At 67.4% G+C, this 23768-nt stretch carries 24 protein-coding genes; 9 read left to right on the forward strand and 15 right to left on the reverse strand.

What is annotated here, in order from left to right:
- Positions 1 to 35 precede the first annotated feature (35 nt).
- The 3 genes from H7694_RS11330 (at position 36) to H7694_RS11340 (ending at position 3154) form a co-directional block, all read left to right on the forward strand.
- Complete coding sequence (locus H7694_RS11330; RefSeq protein ID WP_193596608.1) at positions 36 to 1397, forward strand: MFS transporter; 1362 nt, start codon at positions 36 to 38, stop codon at positions 1395 to 1397.
- Between the two features lie 182 nt (positions 1398 to 1579).
- Positions 1580 to 2515: an alpha/beta hydrolase gene (locus H7694_RS11335; protein WP_193596609.1), complete on the forward strand. Its 936-nt coding sequence runs from the start codon at positions 1580 to 1582 to the stop codon at positions 2513 to 2515.
- A 78-nt stretch (positions 2516 to 2593) separates the two neighbouring features.
- Complete coding sequence (locus H7694_RS11340; protein ID WP_193596610.1) at positions 2594 to 3154, forward strand: MarR family winged helix-turn-helix transcriptional regulator; 561 nt, start codon at positions 2594 to 2596, stop codon at positions 3152 to 3154.
- A 92-nt stretch (positions 3155 to 3246) separates the two neighbouring features.
- Here H7694_RS11340 and purU read toward each other — a convergent pair whose 3' ends face one another.
- From purU to H7694_RS11395, 11 genes are all read right to left on the reverse strand, one after another.
- Entirely contained in the window at positions 3247 to 4080 is an 834-nt protein-coding gene (purU, locus tag H7694_RS11345; RefSeq protein WP_193599191.1) for a formyltetrahydrofolate deformylase, read from the reverse strand.
- Positions 4081 to 4329: 249 nt separating this feature from the next.
- Positions 4330 to 4863, reverse strand: coding sequence for a hypothetical protein (locus tag H7694_RS11350; RefSeq protein ID WP_193596611.1), 534 nt, complete (start codon positions 4861 to 4863; stop codon positions 4330 to 4332).
- Entirely contained in the window at positions 4856 to 5131 is a 276-nt protein-coding gene (locus H7694_RS11355; protein WP_193596612.1) for a hypothetical protein, read from the reverse strand. Before H7694_RS11355 ends, H7694_RS11350 begins: the two co-directional genes overlap by 8 nt.
- Positions 5132 to 5220: 89 nt before the next feature.
- Positions 5221 to 5427: a DNA-binding protein gene (locus H7694_RS11360; protein ID WP_193596613.1), complete on the reverse strand. Its 207-nt coding sequence runs from the start codon at positions 5425 to 5427 to the stop codon at positions 5221 to 5223.
- A gap of 31 nt (positions 5428 to 5458) precedes the next feature.
- The gene (locus H7694_RS11365; RefSeq protein ID WP_227468082.1) at positions 5459 to 6772 is read right to left on the reverse strand and encodes a tyrosine-type recombinase/integrase; all 1314 of its coding nucleotides are present in this window, start codon (positions 6770 to 6772) and stop codon (positions 5459 to 5461) included.
- A 360-nt stretch (positions 6773 to 7132) separates the two neighbouring features.
- A complete protein-coding gene (nrdF, locus tag H7694_RS11370) occupies positions 7133 to 8113 on the reverse strand; it encodes a class 1b ribonucleoside-diphosphate reductase subunit beta (protein ID WP_193596614.1) in 981 nt (326 codons plus the stop codon).
- On the reverse strand, positions 8110 to 8925 hold the full coding sequence (locus tag H7694_RS11375) for an NUMOD3 domain-containing DNA-binding protein (RefSeq protein ID WP_227468083.1): 816 nt from the start codon (positions 8923 to 8925) through the stop codon (positions 8110 to 8112). Before H7694_RS11375 ends, nrdF begins: the two co-directional genes overlap by 4 nt.
- An 11-nt stretch (positions 8926 to 8936) precedes the next feature.
- A complete protein-coding gene (nrdE, locus tag H7694_RS11380; RefSeq protein ID WP_193596615.1) occupies positions 8937 to 11081 on the reverse strand; it encodes a class 1b ribonucleoside-diphosphate reductase subunit alpha in 2145 nt (714 codons plus the stop codon).
- A complete protein-coding gene (gene nrdI / locus H7694_RS11385) occupies positions 11078 to 11524 on the reverse strand; it encodes a class Ib ribonucleoside-diphosphate reductase assembly flavoprotein NrdI (protein WP_193596616.1) in 447 nt (148 codons plus the stop codon). The genes nrdE and nrdI overlap by 4 nt, the downstream gene beginning before the upstream one ends.
- A 54-nt stretch (positions 11525 to 11578) precedes the next feature.
- A complete protein-coding gene (gene nrdH / locus H7694_RS11390) occupies positions 11579 to 11812 on the reverse strand; it encodes a glutaredoxin-like protein NrdH (RefSeq protein ID WP_193596617.1) in 234 nt (77 codons plus the stop codon).
- 446 nt (positions 11813 to 12258) lie between these two features.
- Positions 12259 to 13482, reverse strand: coding sequence for an IS256 family transposase (locus tag H7694_RS11395; RefSeq protein ID WP_193596582.1), 1224 nt, complete (start codon positions 13480 to 13482; stop codon positions 12259 to 12261).
- Between the two features lie 155 nt (positions 13483 to 13637).
- Between H7694_RS11395 and H7694_RS11400 the strand changes: the two genes are divergently transcribed.
- Both H7694_RS11400 and H7694_RS11405 read left to right on the forward strand, forming a co-directional pair.
- Positions 13638 to 14852 carry an MFS transporter gene (locus H7694_RS11400; RefSeq protein WP_193596618.1) on the forward strand — a complete coding sequence of 405 codons (1215 nt, stop codon included), beginning with the start codon at positions 13638 to 13640 and terminating at the stop codon, positions 14850 to 14852.
- 88 nt (positions 14853 to 14940) lie between these two features.
- The gene (locus H7694_RS11405; RefSeq protein WP_193596619.1) at positions 14941 to 16101 is read left to right on the forward strand and encodes an acyl-CoA dehydrogenase family protein; all 1161 of its coding nucleotides are present in this window, start codon (positions 14941 to 14943) and stop codon (positions 16099 to 16101) included.
- 46 nt (positions 16102 to 16147) lie between these two features.
- On the opposite strand, the gene H7694_RS11410 is transcribed toward H7694_RS11405, so the two are convergent.
- The gene (locus H7694_RS11410; protein ID WP_193596620.1) at positions 16148 to 16420 is read right to left on the reverse strand and encodes a metal-sensitive transcriptional regulator; all 273 of its coding nucleotides are present in this window, start codon (positions 16418 to 16420) and stop codon (positions 16148 to 16150) included.
- 34 nt (positions 16421 to 16454) lie between these two features.
- Here H7694_RS11410 and H7694_RS11415 point away from each other — a divergent pair, with 34 nt between their 5' ends.
- The 3 genes from H7694_RS11415 (at position 16455) to H7694_RS11425 (ending at position 18380) form a co-directional block, all read left to right on the forward strand.
- Entirely contained in the window at positions 16455 to 17756 is a 1302-nt protein-coding gene (locus H7694_RS11415; protein WP_193596621.1) for a DUF445 domain-containing protein, read from the forward strand.
- Positions 17757 to 17883: 127 nt separating this feature from the next.
- Positions 17884 to 18120: a hypothetical protein gene (locus H7694_RS11420; protein ID WP_193596622.1), complete on the forward strand. Its 237-nt coding sequence runs from the start codon at positions 17884 to 17886 to the stop codon at positions 18118 to 18120.
- A complete protein-coding gene (locus H7694_RS11425) occupies positions 18117 to 18380 on the forward strand; it encodes a hypothetical protein (protein ID WP_227468084.1) in 264 nt (87 codons plus the stop codon). Before H7694_RS11420 ends, H7694_RS11425 begins: the two co-directional genes overlap by 4 nt.
- 52 nt (positions 18381 to 18432) lie before the next feature.
- On the opposite strand, the gene H7694_RS11430 is transcribed toward H7694_RS11425, so the two are convergent.
- On the reverse strand, positions 18433 to 19077 hold the full coding sequence (locus H7694_RS11430) for an SDR family oxidoreductase (protein WP_193596623.1): 645 nt from the start codon (positions 19075 to 19077) through the stop codon (positions 18433 to 18435).
- A gap of 157 nt (positions 19078 to 19234) precedes the next feature.
- Between H7694_RS11430 and H7694_RS11435 the strand changes: the two genes are divergently transcribed.
- A complete protein-coding gene (locus H7694_RS11435) occupies positions 19235 to 21607 on the forward strand; it encodes a LamG-like jellyroll fold domain-containing protein (protein ID WP_193596624.1) in 2373 nt (790 codons plus the stop codon).
- Positions 21608 to 21680: 73 nt separating this feature from the next.
- On the opposite strand, the gene H7694_RS11440 is transcribed toward H7694_RS11435, so the two are convergent.
- Both H7694_RS11440 and hutI read right to left on the reverse strand, forming a co-directional pair.
- Positions 21681 to 22580, reverse strand: coding sequence for an agmatinase family protein (locus H7694_RS11440; RefSeq protein ID WP_193596625.1), 900 nt, complete (start codon positions 22578 to 22580; stop codon positions 21681 to 21683).
- Positions 22561 to 23763, reverse strand: a complete 1203-nt coding sequence (gene hutI / locus H7694_RS11445) for an imidazolonepropionase (protein ID WP_193596626.1) — start codon at positions 23761 to 23763, stop codon at positions 22561 to 22563. Before hutI ends, H7694_RS11440 begins: the two co-directional genes overlap by 20 nt.
- Between the last annotated feature and the right edge of the window lie 5 nt (positions 23764 to 23768).

A 23768-nucleotide genomic window follows, 5' to 3' on the forward strand; every position in this document is an offset into this window, starting at 1 on the left:
CCCCGTGCCCCCACGTGTTCTTCGAAGGAGAAGAAATGACTGCATCCATCCGCTCGGTCCGCACACCGCATCCGTGGTGGGTTGGCGTGGTGTCGGGCATGGCCTCGTTCATCGATGCCGCCGCGATCGTGGGATTCGGTATCGCGATCATCCTGTTCCAGGCGACGCTCGGACTGGACGAGCTCCAGGTCGGGCTGGCGTCGGGAGGATTGACGGTCGGTGTCGCGGTCGGCGCGATGGCGGGCGGACGTCTGGGTGACCGATTCGGGCGCCGACCTGTCTTCACGGTCACGATGGTGATAGTCATCGGCGCGCTGGTCGCGCTGATGTTCGCACCCTCGTTCGCGGTGCTGCTGCTCGGCGCGGTGTTCCTGGGGCTCGGCACGGGCGCCGACCTGCCTGTGTCCCTGTCCACGATCTCCGAGGCGGCCACTGCGGCGAACCGCGGAAAGCTCCTGGGGTTCTCCAACCTCCTCTGGCTCGCCGGCGCCGTCGTCGCATCGCTGATCGGCTCCGCGGTGTCACCGATGGGCTCGACAGGGATCCAGATCCTGTTCGGCTCGCTCGCCGTCGTCACCGCGCTCGTCCTGGTCGGCCGCCTGACGATCCCGGAGTCAGACGCCTGGAGGTCGGCGCACGCCGATCGCCTGGCCGGGCACCGCGTGAGGCCCCGCCCCGGATCCCAGGTGCGTGAGCTCGTCCGCGGGGAATATGCGGCGCCGTTCTTCGCACTCATCGGCTTCTACACACTGACGAACTTGGTGGCCAACACCGCGGGCCAGTACGGCAACTACGTCCTGGTGAACTTCGGCGGGATCCCCCTGTCGACCGCCGCGCTGCTCGGGCTCCCGGTGCTTCCGTTGACCGTGATTGCCTCGCTGTGGTTCATGCGGATCGCCGACAAGCCGGTCCGATTCCGATACTTCACCGTCGGCGCGATCTTCCAGGTCTTGAGCCCTTTGACCTTCGCCCTGTTCGGCGTGGGGATCGTCACTTATCTGGTGAGCGTCGTCTTCACCGCTATCGGAACGGCCTTCGCGTTCGAAGGCATCATGAAGGTCTGGACGCAGCGATCCTTCCCTACGCTGCTGCGGACCACCGCCCAAGGCGCTGTCATCTCGGTCGCCCGCTTCGTCGCCGCGATCGTCGCCGTCATCACCCCGACGCTGCTGTCGGCCGGGCCGAGCGTGCTCTACGGGATCCTCGCGGCTCTCGCGTTCACCGGATGTGCCTGGGCGTGGCTGGTGTTCCGAACGCGGGACGAGCACGACGAGTTCGCCCAGGTCGCGCCAGGCGAAGGAATCGTGGCGCCGCTGGTCGCGGAGACCGGGGACAAGACCCGCAGGAACTCCTCGCCGTCGGCGTCGGAGCGTTCCACCGAACGCTCCGCCAGCTGAGCCCGAACCAGTCCCGTCCACCGCCGAACGATCGAACGATGATGATACGAACAGATCCCCATGCACTCGAGGTCCCCAAAGGCCGGTTGTCGGCTGCCGTCACAGGGCATATTCTGCGAATCCTCATGCGCGTCTCTCCGAACACAGTGACGGAGCGAGCGCGGGCCGCCGAGCCTACCGCAATGATGCCCTTTCCCGATCTCCTCCGGCTGGTCAAGGCTCTGGACGGGCGACTTCCGGACCCGACACCCGAATCCGATCCTGAGCGGCTGCTCGCTCTGCACCCCGGACTCGCGTCCATCGACGTCGAGGATCTGAGGATCCCCGGTCCTCGCGGAGACGTACCCGCGCGCTTCTACAAGCCAGAGGCACCGGCCCGCGCGGGATTCGTCTGGATCCACGGTGGCGCGTTCATCGCGGGCGATCTGGACGGAGCCGAGGCGAACTGGGTTTCGCTGCGTCTCGCGGCGGGTGGCATCGCCGTCCTCTCCCTCGACTACCGGAAGGCTCTCGGCGGCGTGCACTACCCAGTGCCCCTCGACGATGTGGCCGCCGGCTGGGATTGGGCCGTGCGCAATGCCGAGAGGTTCGGCGTCCCTGTTTCGAGCCTCCACCTCGGCGGCGCCTCCGCCGGCGCGAACCTCGCCGCAGGCCTGGCGAAGCGGGTTCGGGATACGCACGGCGCCGCGCGGCCCGCATCGCTCGTCCTCGCCGTCCCGCTCGTACACGCGCGCCATCCTGACCTGAGCGATGAGGACTTGCGGACTATGCGCGCGGGCGCGCCCGGGGCGATCTTCGAGCCCGAGGACATCGTGCACATGGTGAACAACTACGCGGGCACGCGGTCGGTCTTGGCGGACCCCTACGCGTTCGCGGCCAACGGTGACCTCACGAACCAGCCGCCGATGCTCGTGCTCACGTCCGAGTTCGACAGCCTGCGCCCGTCCGGAGAGGCCTACGCTGCGGCGGTGGCCGCCGCCGGCGGAGTGGCGAAGCTGATGATGGTACGCGGTGCGCCGCACGCGGCGCTCGTGAATCTCGAGTCCGCCAGCGGTCGGTTCAGCATCGAGGCCATCGCCGACTGGATCCTCAACGGCAGCCAGGACCCGGATCGCTGATTCGCGCTTGGCGTGGGTCACTCGTCGCACCATAGAGTGCGAGAGAGCACACGCACGACACGCAGGAGACGCGACCCGATGCCCAGACACCGTGATCTGACTGGGCCGGAGGACCTCACACCTGAGGATCTCCGGCCCCTCGTCGGCGGCGAAGGCCCGACGTTCGCGTCGGCGATGTTCGCCATCGGGACGTGGGGCGCCTCCACCGCCTTTCGAGAGCACCTGCTTGCCGCCTCCGACTTTCCCCTTCCCGGTGACGTGCCGGCCCTGTTGGTGATCAATCAGCTCATCTATCGGGGCGTGGCCAGCCCCACCGATCTCGCCGACGCCGTCGACACCGGGCGTTCGAACCTCAGCAAGATCGTCGACCGACTCACCCGCGCTGGCCTTGTCGTCCGCATCGCCAACCCCTACGACAGGCGCAGCGTCGCGATCGCGCTCACGTCGAAGGGGCGCGCGGTCGCCAGCCGCATCATCGATGCCGCAGCATCGCTCAACACGCCCGCCGGCCCCGACTGGACCGCGCAGGACACCGTCGACCTCGAGCGCCTCCTCGTCAAGCTCGCGCGCGCCCTCGACGCCCTGCCGAATCACCCCCTGAGCACGGCCGCTGGCGTCGACCTGGAGCCCGATCACTGACGAGTCGCGGCCGCGGGGATCGTGCTTGGTCTGAGCGCATGGAGTGACGCGATCCCTGGGCACCGAGCCTTGCTGCCCCGGCAAGGCTCGTTCTAGAAGACGATCGTCTGATTTCCGTCGCGGATGACCCGATCTTCGCAATGAGCGAGGACAGCACGAGAGAGTACTTCTCGCTCGACGTATGCACCCTTCCGCTGCAGGTCCGACGCTGTGTCGGCGTGACTGACTCGAATCACGTCCTGCTCGATGATCGGTCCTTCGTCGAGCTCCTCCGTGACATAGTGCGCAGTGGCGCCGATCAGCTTCACTCCGCGTTCCTTCGCCTTCTTGTACGGTCCGGCGCCGATGAATGCAGGAAGGAAGGAATGATGGATGTTGATCACGGGCACGCCGACCTCGCGGAGGAAGTCGGAGGACAGGATCTGCATGTATCGCGCGAGGACGACGGCATCCGCGTTGCCTTTGATGAGTTCGACGATCTTCCTCTCCGACTCGGACTTGTCGGGACCGGTCACGCTCGGCACATGGAAGAAGGGTATTCCGAAGCCGCGCACGTCCTCAGCCATGTCGGTGTGGTTGGAGATGACCATCGGGATGGTCATCGGTATCTCGCCACGACGGTGTCGCCACAACAGGTCCAGCAGGCAGTGGTCGCTCCTCGACGCCAAAATGATCACTCGTTTGGCTTCCGCGCGCTGATTCAACTCCCATGTCATGCCCAGATCCTCCGCCAGCACGCTTTGGAGCTCCGCCTCCAGCGCCGGAATACCGACGACCAGCCCCGGCAGAGTGAACACGGTGCGCTGGAAGAAGCGGCCCCCGTTCGGGTCATCCGTGTGCTGATCAAGCGAGACGATGTTCGCCCCATGCTCCGCGAGCACCTGCGAGACGGCGGCCACTATGCCCGGGCGATCTGCACCGTGCATGACGAGTACAGCCTCATCTGCCCGCGCGCGGCCCGTCGTGGTTTCCTGACGCACGGCGGTCAGTTCTAGGCTCACTTGCTCTTCCTCTCATACGCTGCACGCCAGCGACCATCACGGAGAACGTCGCCCAGGGCTCGAAGAAGGACGATGACGGTTCGTCGTTGAGATCAATCAGAGACTCCTTTAGAGCCATTCCGCGCGCACAGTTCCGTCTCGTGGAACACTCCTCCACCCGCGGTACCCGTCGGCCTAGCGTGAGGGCTGTATGTCGAGGACGACCACAGTCATTTGCGAGGTCTCATTCTCGCGCTCACGGTACTTCGCACGCTGATCGGGCGTAGGCTGCCAGGTCGAATCCCGGCCAGCTTCCCGGGCACGGTCGACCGCTCGGCGACGCGCCTCGGTCGTCCGATCCGGATCCGCAGCCTCACGAGCGCGTCGGCGCTCAGCGATCGCCTCACGATTCCGGTAGTAGTAGTCCCGCTGAGCCTGCTTGTAGGCCTCGGGATGCCTCTCCTTGTACCGCTCACGTGCTTGCTGGCGCTCCTCGGGGTGCTCCTTAGCCCACGCCTTCGCTCGATCGATCCCCTTCTTGCGCCGCGCCTTCTCGTCGCGCTCGCGCTGAGCCTGTTCGCGCATCCGCTCACGATTCTTGCGGCGGATCTCCTCACGGTTTCGGTCGCGGTAATCGGCGTAGTAGGTCGGGTGCGCGTCGTTCCAGGCTTTCCGCTGCGCAGCGAGGCGCGCAGCACGCTCCTCCTCGATTGGCCGCCCGTCAGCCATGATGTTTCGCCGGGAGCAGGTCATCGAGTTCGGCCAGCGCTGTGAACAGCTCCTCGCGCGCCGCTGTTGGGTCCGTGATCGCGCGCTCCAAGAGCGCACGCATGCGCTCCCGCTCGGCGTGCGACACGTCACCGAGCCGCATGAGACACCAGTCGATGTCCTCAGCGATGCTGTAGCTCGGATCATCCACCTCGATGCCGGGGTAGTAGAGGAATGCGAGCACAGCCACGTGCTCCAAGACAGCGTCTGCACGCTCACGATCGCTCATGGCAGGAAGGTGCGCACCGACTGCCCAGACGAGCAACCGCGCTCGGACCCAAGGCGGATCCGAGCGCGATTGAAGGGGAAACTGTCAGGTCAGCGCACGGTCGGAATCTCGACAACGAGCTGTTCGCTGAGCTCGTCGAGGTCGACTCGGATCAGGCACCCGACGCGATAGCCGTGAACGGTTCCGTCGGAGATGCGACGACGAAGCGTCTTGATCGAGATGCCGAATCGGTCGGCAGCGACGGCGAGAGAGACGAGCGATCGCACAGTGCGATCAACCGAGTTGTGGATAGTCATCTGGATTGCCCCTCTCGCATTTCGGCTCATCTCATAGGTGAGCGTGCACGTCCCGGGGCCCAGAATCTGGCCCCGCGAGCGCGGACGCAACGCGTTCACTCATCCTGTCGGCAAGCTCGCGGTCGCGCTCCAGCGTGGCGTGTTGGTAACGGAGCACGACCCGAATGTCGGCATGCCCACCTCGGCGCATCAACTCAGCGAGCGTCGCCCCCTCACGAGCGAAGATGGTGAGCCCAGTGTGACGCAGGTCATGAAACCGGAATCGGTGCGGCAGTCCCTCGACGGCCTCTCGAACATCAGCCCAGAGGAAGCCCCACTTCGTATTCGACAGGGGCACGCTGCCGCGCACCCTTGCGGGAATCAGCGGCGCCTTCGCCTCGGGTGCGACATTGTCGCACAGGTGTGCCTCGAGACGACCAAGCATGAGCTTCGGAATGCTGAGCGATCTTCTCCCGGCGGCGCTCTTCAGGTCGTTTGAGTAGTCACCGGTGTTGGCATTCAGCTGCCGGCGTACGTGCAGGGTGGCGCTGCCATTTGGGTGCCATTCGACATCGCGGCGTTGCAGCCCCAAGCACTCACCGCGCCGCAGTTGGCACCACACAGCAAGCAGCACCATCATCGCCCAGGGTCTTGGTGTCTGCGCGAACAGCGCCTCTACCTGACGCGGGGTGGCGATGTAGTCTCCTTCCTCGTTGTCCTCATCGCGCCGCACCAATTCCTGCTTCGGAACGGAGACTGCCGGTGCCGCGGCGATGATCCCGTCGCGGGCAGCCTGCCGAAGGATCATCATGAGCACGATCAACACGGGCCGAGTGATGCCGTTGAACTTTGACTTCGGGTTCAACGGCGACGGGATCCCGTCGAGCCGGTCGGTCATGATCCGAATCCTGTCCTTGTCGATCTGACGGACGGGCGTGTTCCCGAACTCGGGGATCAGGTACCCATCGATCTTGCTCTTGTACGCGCGGATCGTCCCGATCACACGGCGCTTTCCGCTGTGGTTGGGCTCGACACGGATCAGGGCGATCCAGCGTTCCGCATATTCGGTGAAGCCGATTGAGCGCGCCCGCTCCGCCTCCGCTTCCGAACGCCGCCGCGCAGCGAGCGTTGCCGGCTGCTCCCACTCGTGGCGCGAGATCTTCGTGTGCATGCTGGCGAGCCACGCGCGGGCATCCGTCTTCGTGAGGAACGTGAGCGGCTTGTCGTCCTCGGTGCGCGCGGTGTACGTCTCGCCGTCCGGAGCAGGATACCGAGCTTGCCAGCGGCCGGACGGGAGCTTCCGAAGACTCCCCCACGCCTCCCGACGAGTCGACGACGAATCGTTGTTCCGCGCGGTGCTCATCATGCCCTCCCGTGGTCACGAGCGGACTCACGTGGACACCCGTGCCACTCCGTGCCACTACACGAAGCGGGTTGTACTGAACACCTTCTGATCAGGTCTTTCTCCCGACCGCTGGAGGATGAAGTGGCACGATATGGCACGAGTCCGATGGCACGCCGAAGCCGAATTCCGGATCCTGAGCCACCCCGCTCTCGCCGAGAAGGTGGGCGCGTGCCACCCCCGTGCCACACCGAACGGCCATTCCTGTTCATTGCTGTCCTCCTCTGTCTCTCGAGAGAAGGCACAAAAGAGGCCCGAATCCGCAGAATCCCGCGGTTCCGGGCCTCTCACCAGCCGTTTCAGGCCGGAGTCAGAATCTGGAGGCTAGAAGTCCCAGTCCTCGTCCTCGGTGGCCTCGGCCTTGCCGATGACGTACGACGAGCCCGACCCCGAGAAGAAGTCGTGGTTCTCGTCGGCGTTCGGCGACAGGGCCGACAGGATCGCCGGGTTCACGTTGGTGACCGTGGCGGGGAACATCGCCTCGTAGCCGAGGTTCATCAGCGCCTTGTTGGCGTTGTAGTGCAGGAACTTCTTGACGTCCTCGGTCAGGCCGACGCCGTCGTAGAGGTCCTGCGTGTACTGCACCTCGTTGTCGTAGAGCTCGTACAGCAGCGAGAAGGTGTAGTCCTTCAGCTCGTCGCGGCGCTCCTGCGTCTCGTTCTCGAGCCCCTTCTGGAACTTGTAGCCGATGTAGTACCCGTGCACGGCCTCGTCGCGGATGATGAGGCGGATCAGGTCGGCGGTGTTCGTCAGCTTCGCCTTGGACGACCAGTAGATCGGCAGGTAGAAGCCCGAGTAGAACAGGAACGACTCCAGCAGGGTCGAGGCGACCTTGCGCTTGAGCGGGTCGTCGCCACGGTAGTAGTCGACGATGATCTGCGCCTTCTTCTGCAGGTTCTCGTTCTCGGCCGACCAGCGGAAGGCCTCGTCGATCTCCTTCGTCGAGCACAGCGTCGAGAAGATCGACGAATAGCTCTTCGCGTGCACCGACTCCATGAAGGCGATGTTGGTGTACACCGCCTCCTCGTGCGGGGTGACCGCGTCGGGGATCAGCGAGACGGCGCCGACGGTGCCCTGGATCGTGTCGAGCAGGGTGAGGCCGGTGAACACGCGCATCGTGAGCAGCTGCTCTTCGGCGGTGAGCGTGTTCCACGACTGCACGTCGTTCGACAGCGGTACCTTCTCGGGCAGCCAGAAGTTGCCCGTGAGACGGTTCCAGACCTCGAGGTCCTTCTCATCCTCGATGCGGTTCCAGTTGATCGCCTGCACGTGATCGATCAGTGCCAGCTTCGGAGACGGGGTCATTCTTCTTCCTTGTTCTTCTCGGAGTGGATCGCACGCATGTCGTCGATGCAGTGCCGGCACGTGTCCTTGAACACGCCCTTGTTCGTGTGATGGCGGGTGTGCGCGCTGCGCCGGCTTGACGGCTGTGGCCGCCCTTTCCTGACTGCAGACATCTTCGCTCGGGTCTCGGCGCTGGCGGACTTGCCGTAGTTCGGGTTGTTCTCACCCCGCCTCATCTCCGACAGACGCTGTCGCGCCTCGTCAGTCATGCGGTGCCCGAAGCTCGGATGCTCAGAACCGAACTTCCCGAAGTTTGGATTGTCCGCCCCAGCGTTCATACCCTTCCGGGTGCGAGACCAGTGCGCCTTGAGCTCGTCGGAGTGCGTTCTGCCCCAGCTCGGATGATCGGGGCCTGTCGGGACGTTCACCTTCTTCCGCCCGCGGGCCCGATCGCCGGCAGCTCGGCGCTGCTCCTCGGTCCACACGTATCCACGTGGCCCGAGTCCTCCCTCAGTGAGGTTGAGCAGGCGGTGGCCTTTGCGTCGGAGCTTGGCGATCCAGCGTCGCTCCGCCTCACCCAAGTCCTCCAGGGAGCCGTTGACGACGAGCTCGATGGGCTGGAAATACACGTCCTCGTCCGAGGCCATCTTGCGCAGCCAGTCGTAGAACGGTGTCTTCCTGCCGCGCCGGGCCGCTTTGAGATGCTGGCGGCGACGGAACTCGACCGTATTGGATGTGATCCCGACGTAGCGGTACTCACCCGTCTCGTAGAGCCGGGCCGCGTAGACGACGCCGACGATCGGCGTTACTGCGCGGCCCGGGTCCATGGTCATGACTCACCTGATCACAGCGTGCAGGAGACGCAGGTGTCGAGCTCGGTGCCCTCGAGGGCCATCTGCCGCAGGCGGATGTAGTAGATGGTCTTGATGCCCTTGCGCCATGCGTAGATCTGGGCCTTGTTGATGTCGCGGGTGGTGGCGGTGTCCTTGAAGAACAGCGTCAGCGACAGGCCCTGGTCGACGTGCTGCGTGGCGGCGGCGTAGGTGTCGATGACCTTCTCGTAGCCGATCTCGTACGCGTCCTGGTAGTACTCCAGGTTGTCGTTCGTCATGAACGGCGCCGGGTAGTACACCCGGCCGAGCTTGCCCTCCTTGCGGATCTCCACCTTCGACGCGATCGGGTGGATCGACGACGTCGAGTTGTTGATGTAGGAGATCGAGCCGGTCGGCGGCACGGCCTGCAGGTTCTGGTTGTAGATGCCGTGCTTCTGGATGGACTCCTTCAGCTCGACCCAGTCCTGCTGCGTCGGGATGTGCTTGCCGGCGAAGAGCTCCTTGACCTTCTCGGTCTCGGGCAGCCACGCCTGGTCGATGTACTTGTCGAAGAACTCACCCGACGCGTAGGTCGAGTCGGCGAAGCCGTCGAAGGTCTCGCCGCGCTCGATCGCGAGCTTGTTCGAGGCGCGCAGCGCGTGGAACAGCACCGTGTAGAAGTAGATGTTCGTGAAGTCGATGCCCTCCTCCGAACCGTAGAACACGTGCTCGCGGGCCAGGTACCCGTGCAGGTTCATCTGGCCGAGGCCGATGGCGTGCGAACGGTCGTTGCCGTCTTCGATCGAGCGCACCGAGCTGATGTGGCTCTGCGTGCTGACCGCGGTCAGCGCCCGGATGGCGGTCTCGACGGTCTTGCCCAGGTCGTCGGCGTCCATCGCGAGGGCGATGTTCATCGAGCCGAGGTTGCAGGAGATGTCCTTGCCGATCTGGTCGTACGACAGGTCGTCGCTGTAGGTGGTCGGCGTGTTCACCTGCAGGATCTCGCTGCACAGGTTGGACATGTTGATGCGGCCCTTGATCGGGTTGGCCTTGTTCACCGTGTCCTCGAACATGATGTACGGGTAGCCCGACTCGAACTGGATCTCGGCGAGGGTCTGGAAGAACTCGCGCGCGTTGATCTTGGTCTTCTTGATGCGCGCGTCGTCGACCATCTCGCGGTACTTCTCGGTCACCGAGATGTCGCCGAAGGGCACACCGTAGACGCGCTCGACGTCGTACGGCGAGAAGAGGTACATGTCCTCGCCGTTGCGGGCCAGCTCGAAGGTGATGTCGGGCACGACAACGCCCAGCGACAGCGTCTTGATGCGGATCTTCTCGTCGGCGTTTTCGCGCTTGGTGTCGAGGAACCGCATGATGTCGGGGTGGTGCGCGCTGAGGTACACGGCACCGGCGCCCTGACGCGCACCGAGCTGGTTGGCGTAGCTGAAGCTGTCTTCAAGGAGCTTCATGACCGGGATGATACCCGAGGACTGGTTCTCGATCTGCTTGATCGGCGCACCGGACTCGCGGATGTTGCTCAGCAGCAGCGCCACGCCGCCGCCGCGCTTGGACAGCTGCAGCGAGGAGTTGATGCCGCGGGCGATCGACTCCATGTTGTCTTCGATGCGCAGCAGGAAGCAGCTGACGAGCTCGCCGCGCTGCGCCTTGCCGGCGTTGAGGAAGGTCGGAGTGGCGGGCTGGAACCGGCCCGAGATGATCTCCTCGACCAGGTCGATCGCGACCTGCTCGTCGCCCTCGGCGAGCGCGAGCGCGGTCATGACGACGCGGTCCTCGAAGCGCTCGAGGTAGCGCTTGCCGTCGAAGGTCTTCAGCGTGTAGCTGGTGTAGTACTTGAACGCGCCGAGGAAGGTCTCGAAGCGGAACTTCTTCGAGTAGGCGAGGTCGTTGAGCTTCTGGACGAACTCGAACGAGTACTGCTCGATGACGGCGCCCTCGTAGTACTCCTTCTCGACCAGGTAGTCGAGCCGCTCCTTGAGGGAGTGGAAGAACACCGTGTTCTGGTTCACGTGCTGCAGGAAGTACTCCCGCGCGGCGCGCTTGTCGGCGCCGAACTGGATCTTGCCGTTCGCGTCGTACAGGTTGAGCATCGCGTTGAGGGCGTGATAGTCGAGGCCCTCGTACGCGGGGTTGACCTTGAAGTCAGCCAGTTCGGTCACTGTGTCGTGCTCTGCATGCTCGAGTGCAATGTCCACCATCGTTCCAATCCGTCGCTCACGCGATCGACATCTTCCGGCGTGCCGAACAGCTCGAGTCGGTACAAGTGCGGCACGTGACACTTGCGGCTGATGATTTCGCCGGCGAGGCAGTACGCCTCGCCGAAATTGGTGTTCCCTGCGGAGATGACTCCGCGGATCAGGCTGCGGTTGTGCTCGTCATTGAGGAACCGGATGACCTGCTTGGGAACGGCGCCCTTCTGCTCACCGCCCCCGTAGGTCGGGGTGACGAGCACGTAGGGCTCGTCGATGACGATCTGCTCGTCATTGCGGTACAGGGGGATGCGGCGGCCTGGAAGGCCGAGCTTCTCGACGAATCGCGCGGTGTTGCCCGAGACGCTCGAGAAGTAGACCAGCAGCGGCGCGGAGGTCGCAATTGCACTCATCACTCCACCTCTTCTCGGTCTCTGTGCCTTCGAAGCGTCGAGTCCGCCGGCGTCCTACGCCAGACGGGCTGCGAGCTCGTCGATCTTGTCGGGACGGAAGCCCGACCAGTGGCCCTCGTCGGTGACGACGACAGGGGCCTGCATGTAGCCCAGCGACTTGACGTGCTCGAGGGCCGCAGCATCCTCGGAGACGTCGTGGACCTCGTACTCGATACCCTTGGCGTCGAGGGCTCGATAGGTGGCGTTGCACTGCACGCATGAAGGCTTGGTGTAGACCGTGATCGACATGATTCTGGCTTCTTCCCCTCGGATCTCAGCTCTTAACCCGGCGATCCCTCCGCCGGGACTTCAATACTACATATAGGGACGGACATTGCGACCGACCACTAGGGATAGTAGTTACATCCGTGTAGTTATCCACCGGCTCTCCCCTGGTTAAACACAGGTTCTCCACGATTCCTTCCACAGCCGGCGAGGTCGTCGACGGGCCGCGAACCGCGTGTTCTCGCGGCTTTCCGAGCGGGTCCGCGGAACCATCCACAGGTCGCACGCTAGACGGGGGCCTCCGACATCTCGTGCCCTGTGGAGAACGCTCATCGGCGTGTCGCGGCGTGTCGCGGCATCCGGCCCTGCCGCAGCACCGCATAACACCCGGCCCGGCCCCGTGGCGGCGCCGGGTGACGTCCCGCTGAGTGGTGGAGTTTCTCAACACCGTGCGAGATCAGCTTCTGTGATTATGCTGCAGCGAGTTCGGGGATCGCGACCTCCTTCTCGGTGGTGTTGAGGAGCTTCATGGAGTGCTCGCTGAAGTAGCGTCGGTCGGCGCCGTCCCATTCGTCGTGTTGCTCGATGAGGACGTGCCCGGCCAGGCGCAGCAACGCGGCGGGGTTGGGGAAGGTGCCGACGACGTCGGTGCGCCGTTTGATTTCCTTGTTCACCCGCTCCAGGGGATTCGTGGACCAGATCTGCCGCCAGTGCTGCTGCGGGAACCCGCAGAACGCGAGGATGTCGTCCTTCGCGTCCTCGAGCATGTCCGCGATCTTCGGGTGCGACCGTGTCAGCATGCGCACGACCTCGTGGAACTGCGCGAACACGTGCTCGGTGTCGGGTTGAGCGAAGATCGTGCGGATGATCGACGCGACCATCGGCCCCGCGGTCTTCGGGACCGAGGTGAGCACGTTGCGCATGAAGTGAACTCGGCATCTCTGCCAACTGGAGCCTTGGAAGACGGTGTCGATCGCGGCGATCAGACCGGTGTGCGCGTCCGAGATGACCAGCTTCACCCCGTCCAGCCCGCGGGCCTTCAACGACCGCAGGAACGTGGTCCAGAACGGCTGCGACTCGGTCTCCCCGACCTCGAACCCGAGCACTTCCCGCCGCCCGTCCGCCGCGATACCCACGGCGACGACCACGGCCTGAGAGACGACCCGCCGGCCGACCCGTGCTTTGCAGTAGGTCGCGTCGAGGAACACATACGGGTAGGTGGTGTCCGCGAGGGGCCGGTCGCGGAACGCAGCGACGTCCTCATCGAGGTTCGCGCAGATCCGAGACACCTCGGACTTGCTGATCCCGGTGTCAGCGCCGAGCGCTTTGACCAGGTCGTCGACCTTCCGGGTCGAGACGCCGTGGACGTAGGCCTCCATCACGACCGCGAACAGTGCCTGATCGACCCGGCGGCGCCGTTCCAACAGCGACGGGAAGAACGAGCCCTGCCGCAGTTTCGGGATCCGCAGATCCAGCTCCCCGGCGGTCGTGGTCAGCGTCCGCCGGCGGGTGCCGTTGCGTTGCGTGGTGCGATCCGGGGTGCGTTCAAACGGGGCGGCGCCGATGAACGCGGCCGCTTCCGCGTCGATCAACTCCTGGTAGAGCGTTTCGGTCGCGACCCGGATCCGGTCGGTGACGTCGGTGAGTTTCAGTTCCCCGAGGAGCTCGAGGAGGGCAGACTGGTCAAGAGCCATCGTGCGTCGTGTCTTTCTGTGAGTAGCTTTAGTCGGTTCTCACTGACCATCGCACGATGGCTCACCACGTCAACGACGTGACACCCAGCACCGGAAACTACACCACCCCAGGGGACGCCACCCGGCGCCGCGCGCCGCCCCGATAGTGTTCTCTGGTGGCGGGATATCGGGACCTTCTTCGCACGCCGGGTGTCGGGCGCATGATCGCCGCACAACTCGTGGCGCGCTTCCCCAACGGCATGACGAGCCTGGCCATCCTGCTGCATGTCGAGCAGCAGACCGGCTCCTACGGCGCGGCAGGCGTGGTCCTGGCCGCGGCATCCGTCGGCCAGGCGATCGCCGGCCCCGTGACCAGCCGCTGGATGGGCGCGTGGGGCATGCGACGGGTGCTCTCGCTCACCCTCGTCGTCTGCGTCATCGCCGTGCTCGGCCTCGCCCTGCTGCCGCTGGGCGTACCCGGCTACATGGCCCTCGCCCTGCTCGCCGGACTGTCCACCCCTCCGGTGCAGTCGGCCGTGCGCACGATCTACCCCAAGCTCGTCAACGCCGGCCAGCTGACCCCGCTGTTCTCGCTGGACGCCTCGCTGCAGGAGATCATCTGGATCGTCGCCCCGGTCGTGATCACGCTCGTCTCCACCCAGGTCGGCACCATGCAGGGCCTGCTGCTCGTGGCGGTCATCCTCGTGGTCGGCGGAACCTGGTTCATCCTGTCTCCCGAGGTCGGGCGGGTGCGCATCCCGCGCAGCCGCCGCGCCTTCGGCCGCGTCGTGCTCAAGCCCCCGGTGATGCTCGCGACCGTGATCGGCTTCCTGCTCATCGGCGCCTGCTCGGCCGTCGAGGTCGGCGTGGTCGCCACCTTCGGTCACGGCGGGCTGGAGGCCGGCCTCGTGCTCGCGGTGTTCTCGGTGGGCAGCCTGGCCGGCGGGCTCGCCTTCGGGCACATCCCGATCGGCCCCTGGGCGATGGCAAGGCGACTGCTGATCGTCACGATCGGCCTGGCGCTGACCATGTTCTCGCTGAACGTCTTCTGGATCGGCGGCACGCTGCTGCTGGCCGGCGTCGGCATCGCCCCGGCCCTGGCCGTGCTCTTCGCGATCACCACCGCGAGCGTGAAGTTCAGTGAGACCGCCGAGGCGTTCGGCTGGGCGGGCACCGGGCAGCTGATCGGCGCGGCTGCCGGCTCGGCGGTCGCCGGCTTCCTCATCGACGGCAGCGGCCCCGCGGGCGCCTACCTCGCCGCCACGCTGTTCGCCGTCGCGGGACTGATCGTCTCGGTGGTCTTCGCGCGCGCGTTCCCCGATCTGCGGGATCGCGACCCCAGCCCCTACCCCGACACCGAGACGCTCACCATCCCGGTCGTCGGGCGCTGAACCCGGCCGGCCTCTCCACACAGGCACCGGCACCAGCCCCCGCACCATCTCCCCACCCGCACCGCGCCGGCGGTCGTAGGCTGGGCGCGTGAGCACCTTCGACCCCGCCGCGCACCTTCCCGACGAGCTGCTGGAGCGCATCCGTGAGCGCGCCGCCGTGCACGACCGCGAGAACACGTTCCCCCAGCAGGATCTCGACGAGCTGCGTGAAGCCGGCTACCTGTCGATCCTCGTCCCCGCAGAGCTCGGCGGTGCCGGCCTGGGCCTGGAGCAGGCCGCGCTGCTGCAGCAGCGCCTGGCCACGGCATCCCCCGCCACGGCGCTGGCGATCAACATGCATCTGGTGTGGACGGGCGTGGCGAAGGTGTTCTCCGACCGCGGGGTGCCGGGGCTGGAGTTCGTGCAGCACGGCGCGGTGGCCGGCGACGTCTTCGCGTTCGGCATCAGCGAGGGCGGCAACGACCTGGTGCTGTTCGGCAGCGACACGGATGCCGCGCCGCAGCCGGACGGCGGCTACGCCTTCACCGGCACGAAGATCTTCACCTCGCTGGCCCCGGTGTGGACCAAGCTCGGCCTGCACGGCCTCGACACCACGAGCGATGACGCACCGAAGCTCGTGTTCGCGTTCGTCGACCGGACGGATGCCGTGGCCACCAGCGACGACTGGGACACGCTGGGCATGCGCGCCACGCAGAGCCGCACAACCCGGCTCAACGGCGCGATCGCGCCCGCCGGTCAGGTCGTGCGCCGCATCGATCCGGGTCCGAACCCAGACCCGATCGTGTTCGGCATCTTCAGCGTGTTCGAGATCCTGCTGGCATCCGTCTACACCGGGATCGCCCGGCGAGCGCTCGACCTCGCCGTCGCCGCCGCGCAGGCGCGACGCTCGAAGAAGAGCGGCACGACCTACAGTCAGGATCCCGACATCCGCTGGCGGGTCGCCGACATGGGTCTGGCCTACGACGCGCTGCCTCCGCAGATCGCGGCGCTGGCGCGCGACGTCGATGAGCGCGCCGACCACGGTGCACGCTGGTTCACGCTGCTGTCGGGCGTCAAGCACCGCGCGGTCGTGATGGCCAAGCAGCTGGCCGATGAGGCGATGCTGGTCGCCGGTGGCAGCTCGTACTTCTCGTCGAACGAGCTCTCCCGCCTCTACCGCGACGCCCTGGCCGGGATGTTCCACCCCTCCGATCCCGAATCGGCGCATTCCACGGCGGCGACGTTCTGGCTGGGACCGATCGAGAGCTGACCACGGTCCAGCCGTTCCGCGGGCTCGGGATCGGGTTCGGGACGGCCTACTTGCGCTCGAAGTCGAAGGCCTTCAGCAGTTCGGCGACAGCCGTGTCGCGCTCGTCCCCGCCGTGCTCGAACATGTGCGTGACGTGGGTGCGCAGATGGTTCTCGAGCAGCAGTCTGTTCAGCGACTCGAGGGAGCGCTGCACGGCACGCGACTGCGTGATGATGTCCATGCAGTATTCCTCGTTCTCGATCATCCGCGCGATGCCGCGCAGCTGACCCTCGAGGATGCTTGTGCGGTGCAGAGCGCGCTTCTTGATGTCGTCGATCACCCCTTGAGCCTACTCACCGTGAAAGGATGTCGGCATGTCGCGTAGCACTCCGATGGCGCTGCTCTCGCCCGCCGATCAGGAGCGACTGCGCGGGCTGCGCCGCATGAAGGGGGTCGCCCTCGGCGCCCTCATCCTGATGGCGGTGCTGTTCGTCGTCGCGTTCTGGCTGCAGAACCGGTACCCGTGGCTGGAGTACGTGCGTGCCGCCGCCGAGGGCGGCATGGTCGGCGCGCTGGCGGACTGGTTCGCCGTGACGGCACTGTTCCGCCGCCCGCTGGGCCTTCCCATCCCGCACACCGCGATCATCCCCACCCGCAAGGACGAGATCGGCCGCAGCCTCGGCGAGTTCGTGGAGACGAACTTCCTCGCAGGTCCCGTGGTGCGCGCCAAGCTCTCCACGACCGCCCTGTCGCGCCGTCTCGGGGAATGGCTGCGCAGCCCGCGCCCGGCGACCGACGGCCGCACGCACGCCGAGCGGGTCGCCGCCGAGGGCGCGACGGTCGCGTCGGCGGTGCTGCGGGCGCTCAGCGACGACGATGTGCAGAGCCTGATCGCCGATCTCGCGCGTGAGCACCTCATCGCACCCGACTGGGCCCCCGCCGCGGGCGGCTGGCTGCAGCGCATCGTCGAGACCGATGCGCACCGCGGCGCGGTCGACATGGCCGTCGACAGCATCGCCGGCTGGCTCGATGCGAACGCGCACACGTTCAGCGGCCTCGTGTCGCGCCGCCTGCCGGGATGGGTGCCCCGGCTGGCACACCGCTTCGTCGACGAGACGGTGTACCACGAGGCGGTGAAGTTCGTCGCGGCCGTGCAGGCCGACCCGCGGCATCCCGCCCGTCTCGCCCTCGACGGGTACCTCGCGCGGCTCGCCGACCGGTTGCAGCACGACGATGAGATGCGCGACCGGTTCGAGGGCGCCAAAGCCGCGCTGTTCGACAGCCCGCGGGTGGTCGCCCTGGCCGCCGACGCGTGGAACACCGCCAAGTCCGGGCTGCTCACGGCGCTGGCCGACCCGCAGAGCGGCCTACGCCGGCGCGCAGCATCCGCCGTCGCCGAGATCGGCGACCGGCTCGTGACCGACACCGCGCTGCAGGAGCGCGTGGACGGGTGGGTCACGGATGCCGCGGTCTTCCTCGTCGACCGCTACCGGCACGACATCGCCTCGATCATCACCGACACGGTCGAGAAGTGGGATCCCGCCGAGACGACCGAGAAGATCGAGCTCATGGTCGGCCGTGACCTGCAGTACATCCGGCTGAACGGCACCGTGGTGGGCTCGCTGGCGGGGCTGGCGATCTTCGCCGTCGCGCACGCGATCATCCCCGGTATCTGACCCTCGGCCGAGCGATCCGAGCGCGGAATCCGAGGACCCTCAGGGTACGCCTGCCCCACGGGAACGGCCACCCCCTCCCCCGACCGCCGTCCCACGCGCATGCTGGCAGGTCGACAGAGGAGGAATCATGGCTGAGCCGAACAGCCCCGTGAAGGACGAGAACTACGACCTCGTGTGCGTACTCGAGGCGTCGCTGCGCAACGCCTGGACGATGCAGACGTACATCGCCGATGCCGATGCGGCCGGTGATGCGGAGCTCGCGGACTGGTTCCGCAAGATCCAGCACAACAGTGAGAAGGCGGGCGAGCAGGGCAAGCGGATGCTGCTCGAGCGCCTGCGTGCCGAGGAGGGCGACGGCGAATGAGCATCGCGCCGGCGGAGGGCACCGCGATGGGCGTGTGCGATGTGTGCGGCAACACCTACGACAAGATGATCGCCGTCACCAGCGGCGGCATGGTGGGCAACTTCGACAGCTTCGAATGCGCGATCCAGGCCATGGCGCCTTCCTGTGCGCACTGCGGATGCCGGGTGATCGGCCACGGTGTCGAGAGCGACGGACGCATCTTCTGTTGCGCGCACTGCGCCCGCGAGGTGGGCGAGCACGCGCTGACCGACCGCGCCTGAGCACGGCCCCTCCGCGACCGGCCTAAAGCGAGCATCGCGCCGACCGCCGCGGTCAGTCCGCCAGCGCCTCCGCGATCGGGCGGTCACCGCTGTTGAAGCGGATCGTCCGCCCGACGGTGGCCGGAGTGCGCAGCGTCTCGGCGATCACCGCCGCGACATCCGCACGCGAGACCTCGCCCGAGGTCTCGGCCGTCGCGTCGATCCGCCCGGTCTCCTCGCCGAGCGTCAGGCGGCTGGGGCCGAGCACTGTCCAGTCCAGCGACGTCGCACGCAGGTGCTCGTCGGCTTCTGCCTTCGCCTCGGCATAGGCGTGGAACGGATCGGAAGACGGGATGCCGTGCTGCGGCGAGGAGCCGAAGTACGACACCATCACGTAGCGGCGCACACCCGCATCCTCCGCGGCATCCATGGAGCGCACGGCGGCCTCGAAGTCGACCGCGCGCGTCCGCGCCGGGTTCCCGCCACCGGCGCCCGCCGACCAGACCACCGCGTCGTGCCCCGCGATGAGTTCGGCGAACTCCTCGCGGCCCTCGCGCTCGATGTCGAACACCTCGGGCAGGGCGCCCATCGCGCGCACGTCATCCGCCTGCGCGGCATCGCGGATGACGGCGGTGACCTCGTCACCGCGGGCGGTGAGGATCGGAGCGAGCAGCAGTGCGACCTTGCCGTGGCCGCCGACGATCAGGATCCGTGCCATGACTCCACGCTACCCCGCCGCTCCCCGCACTCGCCCGCCACCCCCGCGCCACCGCCCTGGGAAATGACGCTTGCCATCCACTTCTACATCGTTGTAGATTCTCGGCGACGGCTCACGGTCGAGGCGTCGCCCCGTCCGATGTCGAACAGGAACCGTCATGCGCCGCACTCCCCGCACCTCCCTCGCCGCGGCGGTCGCCGCGGCGATGACGCTCGTCTGCGCCGCCCCCGCGCCCGCCTTCGCGAAACCGCCGGTCACGCACCCCGATCCGCCGCAGTTCCAGAACGTGAGCGTCCACGATCCCTCCGTCGTCACCTCCGGGGACGACCTGTGGGTCTTCGGCTCGCACGGCGCATCGGCGCACACCGACGACCTCATCGACTGGACGCAGCACACCGTCGATCTGTCGCAGGAGGCCGACAACGCCCTCTTCGACGACATCCGCACCGAGCTCGCGGAGACCTTCGAGTGGGCCCAGACCTCCACCCTGTGGGCGGCCGATGTCATCCAGCTCCCGGATGGCCGCTTCGCGATGTACTACAACGCGTGCGAGGGGTCGTCTCCCCGCTCCGCGCTCGGCATCGCCACCTCCGACGACGTCGACGGGCCGTACGAGGACCAGGGCATCCTGCTGAAATCCGGCATGGCGGGAGAGTCCGAGAACCCCGGCGAGGTGTACGACGCGCGCATCCATCCCAACGCCGTCGACCCCGACGCCTTCTACGACGCCGATGGCGACCTGTGGATGGTCTACGGTTCGTACTCCGGGGGCATCTTCATCCTGAAGCTCGATCCCGCCACCGGCGAGCCCCTGCCCGGACAGGGATACGGCGAACACCTCGTCGGAGGCAACCACAGCCGCATCGAGGCGCCGACGATCCAGTACGACGCCGAGAGCGGGTACTACTACCTCTATCTCTCGTTCGGCGGGCTCGATGCCGCCGGCGGCTACAACATCCGCGTCGCCCGCTCCACCTCCCCTGATGGTCCGTACCTGGATGCCGACGGCAACGACATGGCCGAGGTGAAGTCCGACCCCTCGCTTCCGCTCTTCGACGACGCCTCAATCGCCCCGTACGGGGTGAAGCTCATGGGCTCCCACGTCTTCGCCCACGAGCTCGGCGACCCCGGAGCCGCATCCGGCATCGGCTACAACTCCCCGGGGCACAACTCCTGGTATCAGGACCCGCAGACGGGTCGCATGTTCCTGGTGTTCCACGCCCGCTTCCCCGGCAGCGGCGAGTACCACGAAGTCCGCGTGCACCAGATCCTCATGAATGACGACGGCTGGCCGGTGGTCTCGCCCCAGCGCTACGCGGGTGAGACCGCGGGCAAGGTCTACCGCAGCGACGTCGTCGGCAGCTGGCAGCTGGTGAACATGGGCAAGGACATCACCGCCGTGCCCGCCGAGTCCTCCGCGATCTCGCTGACGAAGAACGGGAAGATCACCGGTGCCGCTTCCGGCACCTGGACGCTTGACGATGTGAATGCCGCCACGCTCGTCATCGACGGCGAGACCTACACCGGGAAGTTCGTGCGCGTGTGGGACCCGGCGATGAAGAAGTGGTCCACCGGCTTCACCGCCCTGTCCCCTCACGGTGTGAGCGTATGGGGTCGCCAGGTGCCGACGATGAGCCCGGAGGATGCCGTCTCCGCGGTGATCGCCGCGCTCGATCTCGGCGACACCTCGGCCGTGACCGCCGACCTCGTCCTTCCCACCGAGGGCACGGGCGGATCGACGATCACCTGGTCCAGCACCGATCCTGGCGTCGTGTCGGACGGCGGCGTCGTGCAGCGGCCCTCGGTGGGTGAGCCCGACGCGACCGTCACCCTCACCGCGACCGTGACCGCCGGCGCCGTCACCGAGACGGCGACGTTCGAGCTCACCGTGCTCGCGCGCACTCCAGCGGTGATGGCGGGATCGTGGTCGTTCGAGGGCGACCTGGCCGACGGCGCCGGGCGGCACCCGGCGGCCTCGATGACGGGCGCGCGGCTGGATGCTGCCGGCGGAACGCTCGCGTTCGCTCCGGATGGTGCGGCCGGCAGCGCACTGCATCTCGACGGCGCGAGCGGGGCTCGGCTGCCCGACAGCCTGATCCAGGGCTCGGAGTACACAGTGAGCCTGTGGCTGCGCCCCGAGCGCCTGACCTCGTACACGACGGCCTTCTTCGGCGCCGCGTCACCGGAGTCGTGGGTGAGCCTCGTCCCGCAGGGGCACAGCGGAGTCGGCGGCTCGACGATGCTCTGGTCGGGCACGCAGTGGTACGACGCCGGCACGGGACAGTCCCTGCCGCTCGGCGAATGGTCGCACGCCGCATTCGTGGTGGATGGCGGTTCGGTCACCGTGTACATCGACGGTGTCGAGCGCTTCCAGGGCACCGGGTTCCCCGACGTGTTCGGTGTGTCCGGAGCGCAGTTCGGCATCGGCGTGAACTGGTGGGATGCCCCGTTCGCAGGTGATGTCGATGAGCTGAAGGTGTGGAGCACAGCCCTCACCGATGCAGAGATCGCCGAGCTCGCGACGCCCTGATGCACGGCAGCAGGCCCGGCTGGTCCTCGTCAGAGATGTCCGCACCGACCGCGACTGCGCGAGCAACCGGCTGTCAGCGTGCGGCGAGACCCGCGAGCAGCTCGAGCACGCACAACGCGGCCAGCCGCACGGTACGGCCGTCGGCGGCATCCGCCGTGGCATCCACCTCGGCGATGTCGGCGCTGACCACGCGCGGGTCGGCGGCGAGCGCGCGCACCAGGGTGCGCAGTTCGGCGGCCGCCAGGCCGCCGGGCACGCTCGCCGGGCATCCGGGTGCGTTGGCGCGGTCGACGGCGTCCACGTCGATGTCGAGGTGGATGCGCGCACCGGCGCCGGCGACCTCGAGCGCCTCCGCGGCGACATCGGCGATCCCCCGCCTGCGCACCTCGTCGAGAGTGATCACGCGGATGCCCCAGTCCGCGGCGCGCCGGGCGTAGGCGGCGGAGTTCGCGAAGTCGGCGATGCCGAGCTGCACGATCCGCCGCGGGTCGATGCGCTCGCCCTCCGGGGCGTCCTGCACGAGGCGTCGCACCGGCGAGCCGTTCGAGACGCCGTCGCGCAGGTCGAAGTGCGCGTCGATGGTGATCAGCCCGTCGGCCCCGGCACCGCGGGCGACGGGGTAGGTGAGCGAGTTGTCGCCGCCGAGCGCGACCACCAGGCGCGCGTCGCGGGAGAGCTCGCGCACGCGTTCGGCCGCCCGCTCGACGCCCGCCTCACCGTCCGGATCGGCCACGTCGCCGGCGTCCGCGATCCGCAGCACGTCGTTCAGGTCGAGCACCGGCGGGCCCATCAGCGTCGCGCTGTACCGGGTGAGTGCCTCGCGGATGGCGGCCGGGGTGGCCTGGGCACCGGTCGGCGACAGCGAGGTGCGCCAGGTCGGCACGCCCAGCAGCACGGCATCCGCTCTCGACCCCGGCACCGGCGCAGGCCAGGAGCCGGCACGGGGCCAGAGCTCATCGTGTGAGAGCGCCATGGCGTCCCCTCCCTTCGACGGCGATGCCGTCCTTCCAGACGGTCCGCACCAGCGGCACGCCGGGCCGGTAGGCGAGGTGCACGCGGGTCGGCGCGTCCAGCAGCACGAGGTCGGCCCGCTTCCCCTGCGCGATGGTGCCGATGTCGTCGCGGCGCAGCGCCGCGGCTCCCCCGGTGGTGGCCGCCCAGACCGCCTCGGCCGGGGTCATGCCCATGTCGCGCACGGCGACGGCGATGCAGAACGGCATCGACGAGGTGAAGCTCGATCCAGGGTTGGTGTCGCAGGCCAGCGCCACGGTCACCCCGGCGTCGATCAGCCGCCGGGCGTCGGGGTAGGGCTGCCGGGTGGAGAACTCGACCCCCGGCAGCAGGGTGAGCACGGTGCCGGATGCCGCGAGCGCGGCCACATCGTCGTCGCCGAGGTACGTGCCGTGATCGACGGATGCCGCCCCGAGCTCGACCGCCAGCCGCACACCCTCGCTCGGCCCGAGCTGGGCGGCGTGCAGCCGCGGCATCAGGCCCCGCGCGATGCCCGCCTCGAGCACCCGGCGCGACTGGGCGACGGTGAACGCACCGGTCTCGCAGAACGCGTCGATCCACCGGGCGTGCGGCGCGCACGCGTCGAGCATCTCGCCGACCACGAGGTCGACGTACTCGTCGGCACGCTCGGCGTACTCGGCCGGCACGACATGCGCCCCGAGGAAGGTCACCTCGGGCGTCACCTCTGCCGCCAACCGCACGAGGCGCGCCTCGGTGTCGATGTCCAGCCCGTAGCCGCTCTTGATCTCCACCGTGGTGGTGCCCTGGGCGAGCATCTCGTCACGCAACGCCCGCAGACGAGCACGCAGCTCATCGTCCGTGGCGGCACGGGTGGCGGCGACGGTCGAGCGGATGCCGCCGGCGGCGTACTTCTGCCCCGCCATCCGCGCCTCGAACTCCGCGGCGCGGTCGCCGCCGAACACGAGGTGGCTGTGGCTGTCGACGAAGCCGGGGATCACGGCCCTGCCGGCGGCATCCACCTCGACGAATCCGCCCGGCACCGCGGGTGCGTCAGAGGCGGCGCCGGCCCAGGCGATGCGGTCGTGCTCGATGAGCACGGCCGCATCGTGCACGGTGCCGAATCGGTCGTCCGGCGAGGCGACGTTGGTCGTCAGCTCGCCGATGTTCGTGATGAGCGTGGCCATACGGT

Origin of the sequence: Microbacterium sp. YJN-G, assembly GCF_015040615.1 — a bacterium.
GTDB lineage: Bacteria > Actinomycetota > Actinomycetes > Actinomycetales > Microbacteriaceae > Microbacterium.

What these genes read in the sequence shown, in the direction of transcription:
- H7694_RS11330 (WP_193596608.1), top strand. Translation starts at nt 36, where the DNA reads ATGACTGCATCCATCCGCTCGGTCCGCACACCGCATCCGTGGTGGGTT.
- H7694_RS11335 (WP_193596609.1), top strand. Translation starts at nt 1,580, where the DNA reads ATGATGCCCTTTCCCGATCTCCTCCGGCTGGTCAAGGCTCTGGACGGG.
- H7694_RS11340 (WP_193596610.1), top strand. Translation starts at nt 2,594, where the DNA reads ATGCCCAGACACCGTGATCTGACTGGGCCGGAGGACCTCACACCTGAG.
- purU (WP_193599191.1), bottom strand. Translation starts at nt 4,080, where the DNA reads ATGCACGGTGCAGATCGCCCGGGCATAGTGGCCGCCGTCTCGCAGGTG.
- H7694_RS11350 (WP_193596611.1), bottom strand. Translation starts at nt 4,863, where the DNA reads ATGGCTGACGGGCGGCCAATCGAGGAGGAGCGTGCTGCGCGCCTCGCT.
- H7694_RS11355 (WP_193596612.1), bottom strand. Translation starts at nt 5,131, where the DNA reads ATGAGCGATCGTGAGCGTGCAGACGCTGTCTTGGAGCACGTGGCTGTG.
- H7694_RS11360 (WP_193596613.1), bottom strand. Translation starts at nt 5,427, where the DNA reads ATGACTATCCACAACTCGGTTGATCGCACTGTGCGATCGCTCGTCTCT.
- H7694_RS11365 (WP_227468082.1), bottom strand. Translation starts at nt 6,772, where the DNA reads ATGATGAGCACCGCGCGGAACAACGATTCGTCGTCGACTCGTCGGGAG.
- nrdF (WP_193596614.1), bottom strand. Translation starts at nt 8,113, where the DNA reads ATGACCCCGTCTCCGAAGCTGGCACTGATCGATCACGTGCAGGCGATC.
- H7694_RS11375 (WP_227468083.1), bottom strand. Translation starts at nt 8,925, where the DNA reads ATGACCATGGACCCGGGCCGCGCAGTAACGCCGATCGTCGGCGTCGTC.
- nrdI (WP_193596616.1), bottom strand. Translation starts at nt 11,524, where the DNA reads ATGAGTGCAATTGCGACCTCCGCGCCGCTGCTGGTCTACTTCTCGAGC.
- nrdH (WP_193596617.1), bottom strand. Translation starts at nt 11,812, where the DNA reads ATGTCGATCACGGTCTACACCAAGCCTTCATGCGTGCAGTGCAACGCC.
- H7694_RS11395 (WP_193596582.1), bottom strand. Translation starts at nt 13,482, where the DNA reads ATGGCTCTTGACCAGTCTGCCCTCCTCGAGCTCCTCGGGGAACTGAAA.
- H7694_RS11415 (WP_193596621.1), top strand. Translation starts at nt 16,455, where the DNA reads ATGTCGCGTAGCACTCCGATGGCGCTGCTCTCGCCCGCCGATCAGGAG.
- H7694_RS11420 (WP_193596622.1), top strand. Translation starts at nt 17,884, where the DNA reads ATGGCTGAGCCGAACAGCCCCGTGAAGGACGAGAACTACGACCTCGTG.
- H7694_RS11425 (WP_227468084.1), top strand. Translation starts at nt 18,117, where the DNA reads ATGAGCATCGCGCCGGCGGAGGGCACCGCGATGGGCGTGTGCGATGTG.
- H7694_RS11430 (WP_193596623.1), bottom strand. Translation starts at nt 19,077, where the DNA reads ATGGCACGGATCCTGATCGTCGGCGGCCACGGCAAGGTCGCACTGCTG.
- H7694_RS11435 (WP_193596624.1), top strand. Translation starts at nt 19,235, where the DNA reads ATGCGCCGCACTCCCCGCACCTCCCTCGCCGCGGCGGTCGCCGCGGCG.
- H7694_RS11440 (WP_193596625.1), bottom strand. Translation starts at nt 22,580, where the DNA reads ATGGCGCTCTCACACGATGAGCTCTGGCCCCGTGCCGGCTCCTGGCCT.
- hutI (WP_193596626.1), bottom strand. Translation starts at nt 23,763, where the DNA reads ATGGCCACGCTCATCACGAACATCGGCGAGCTGACGACCAACGTCGCC.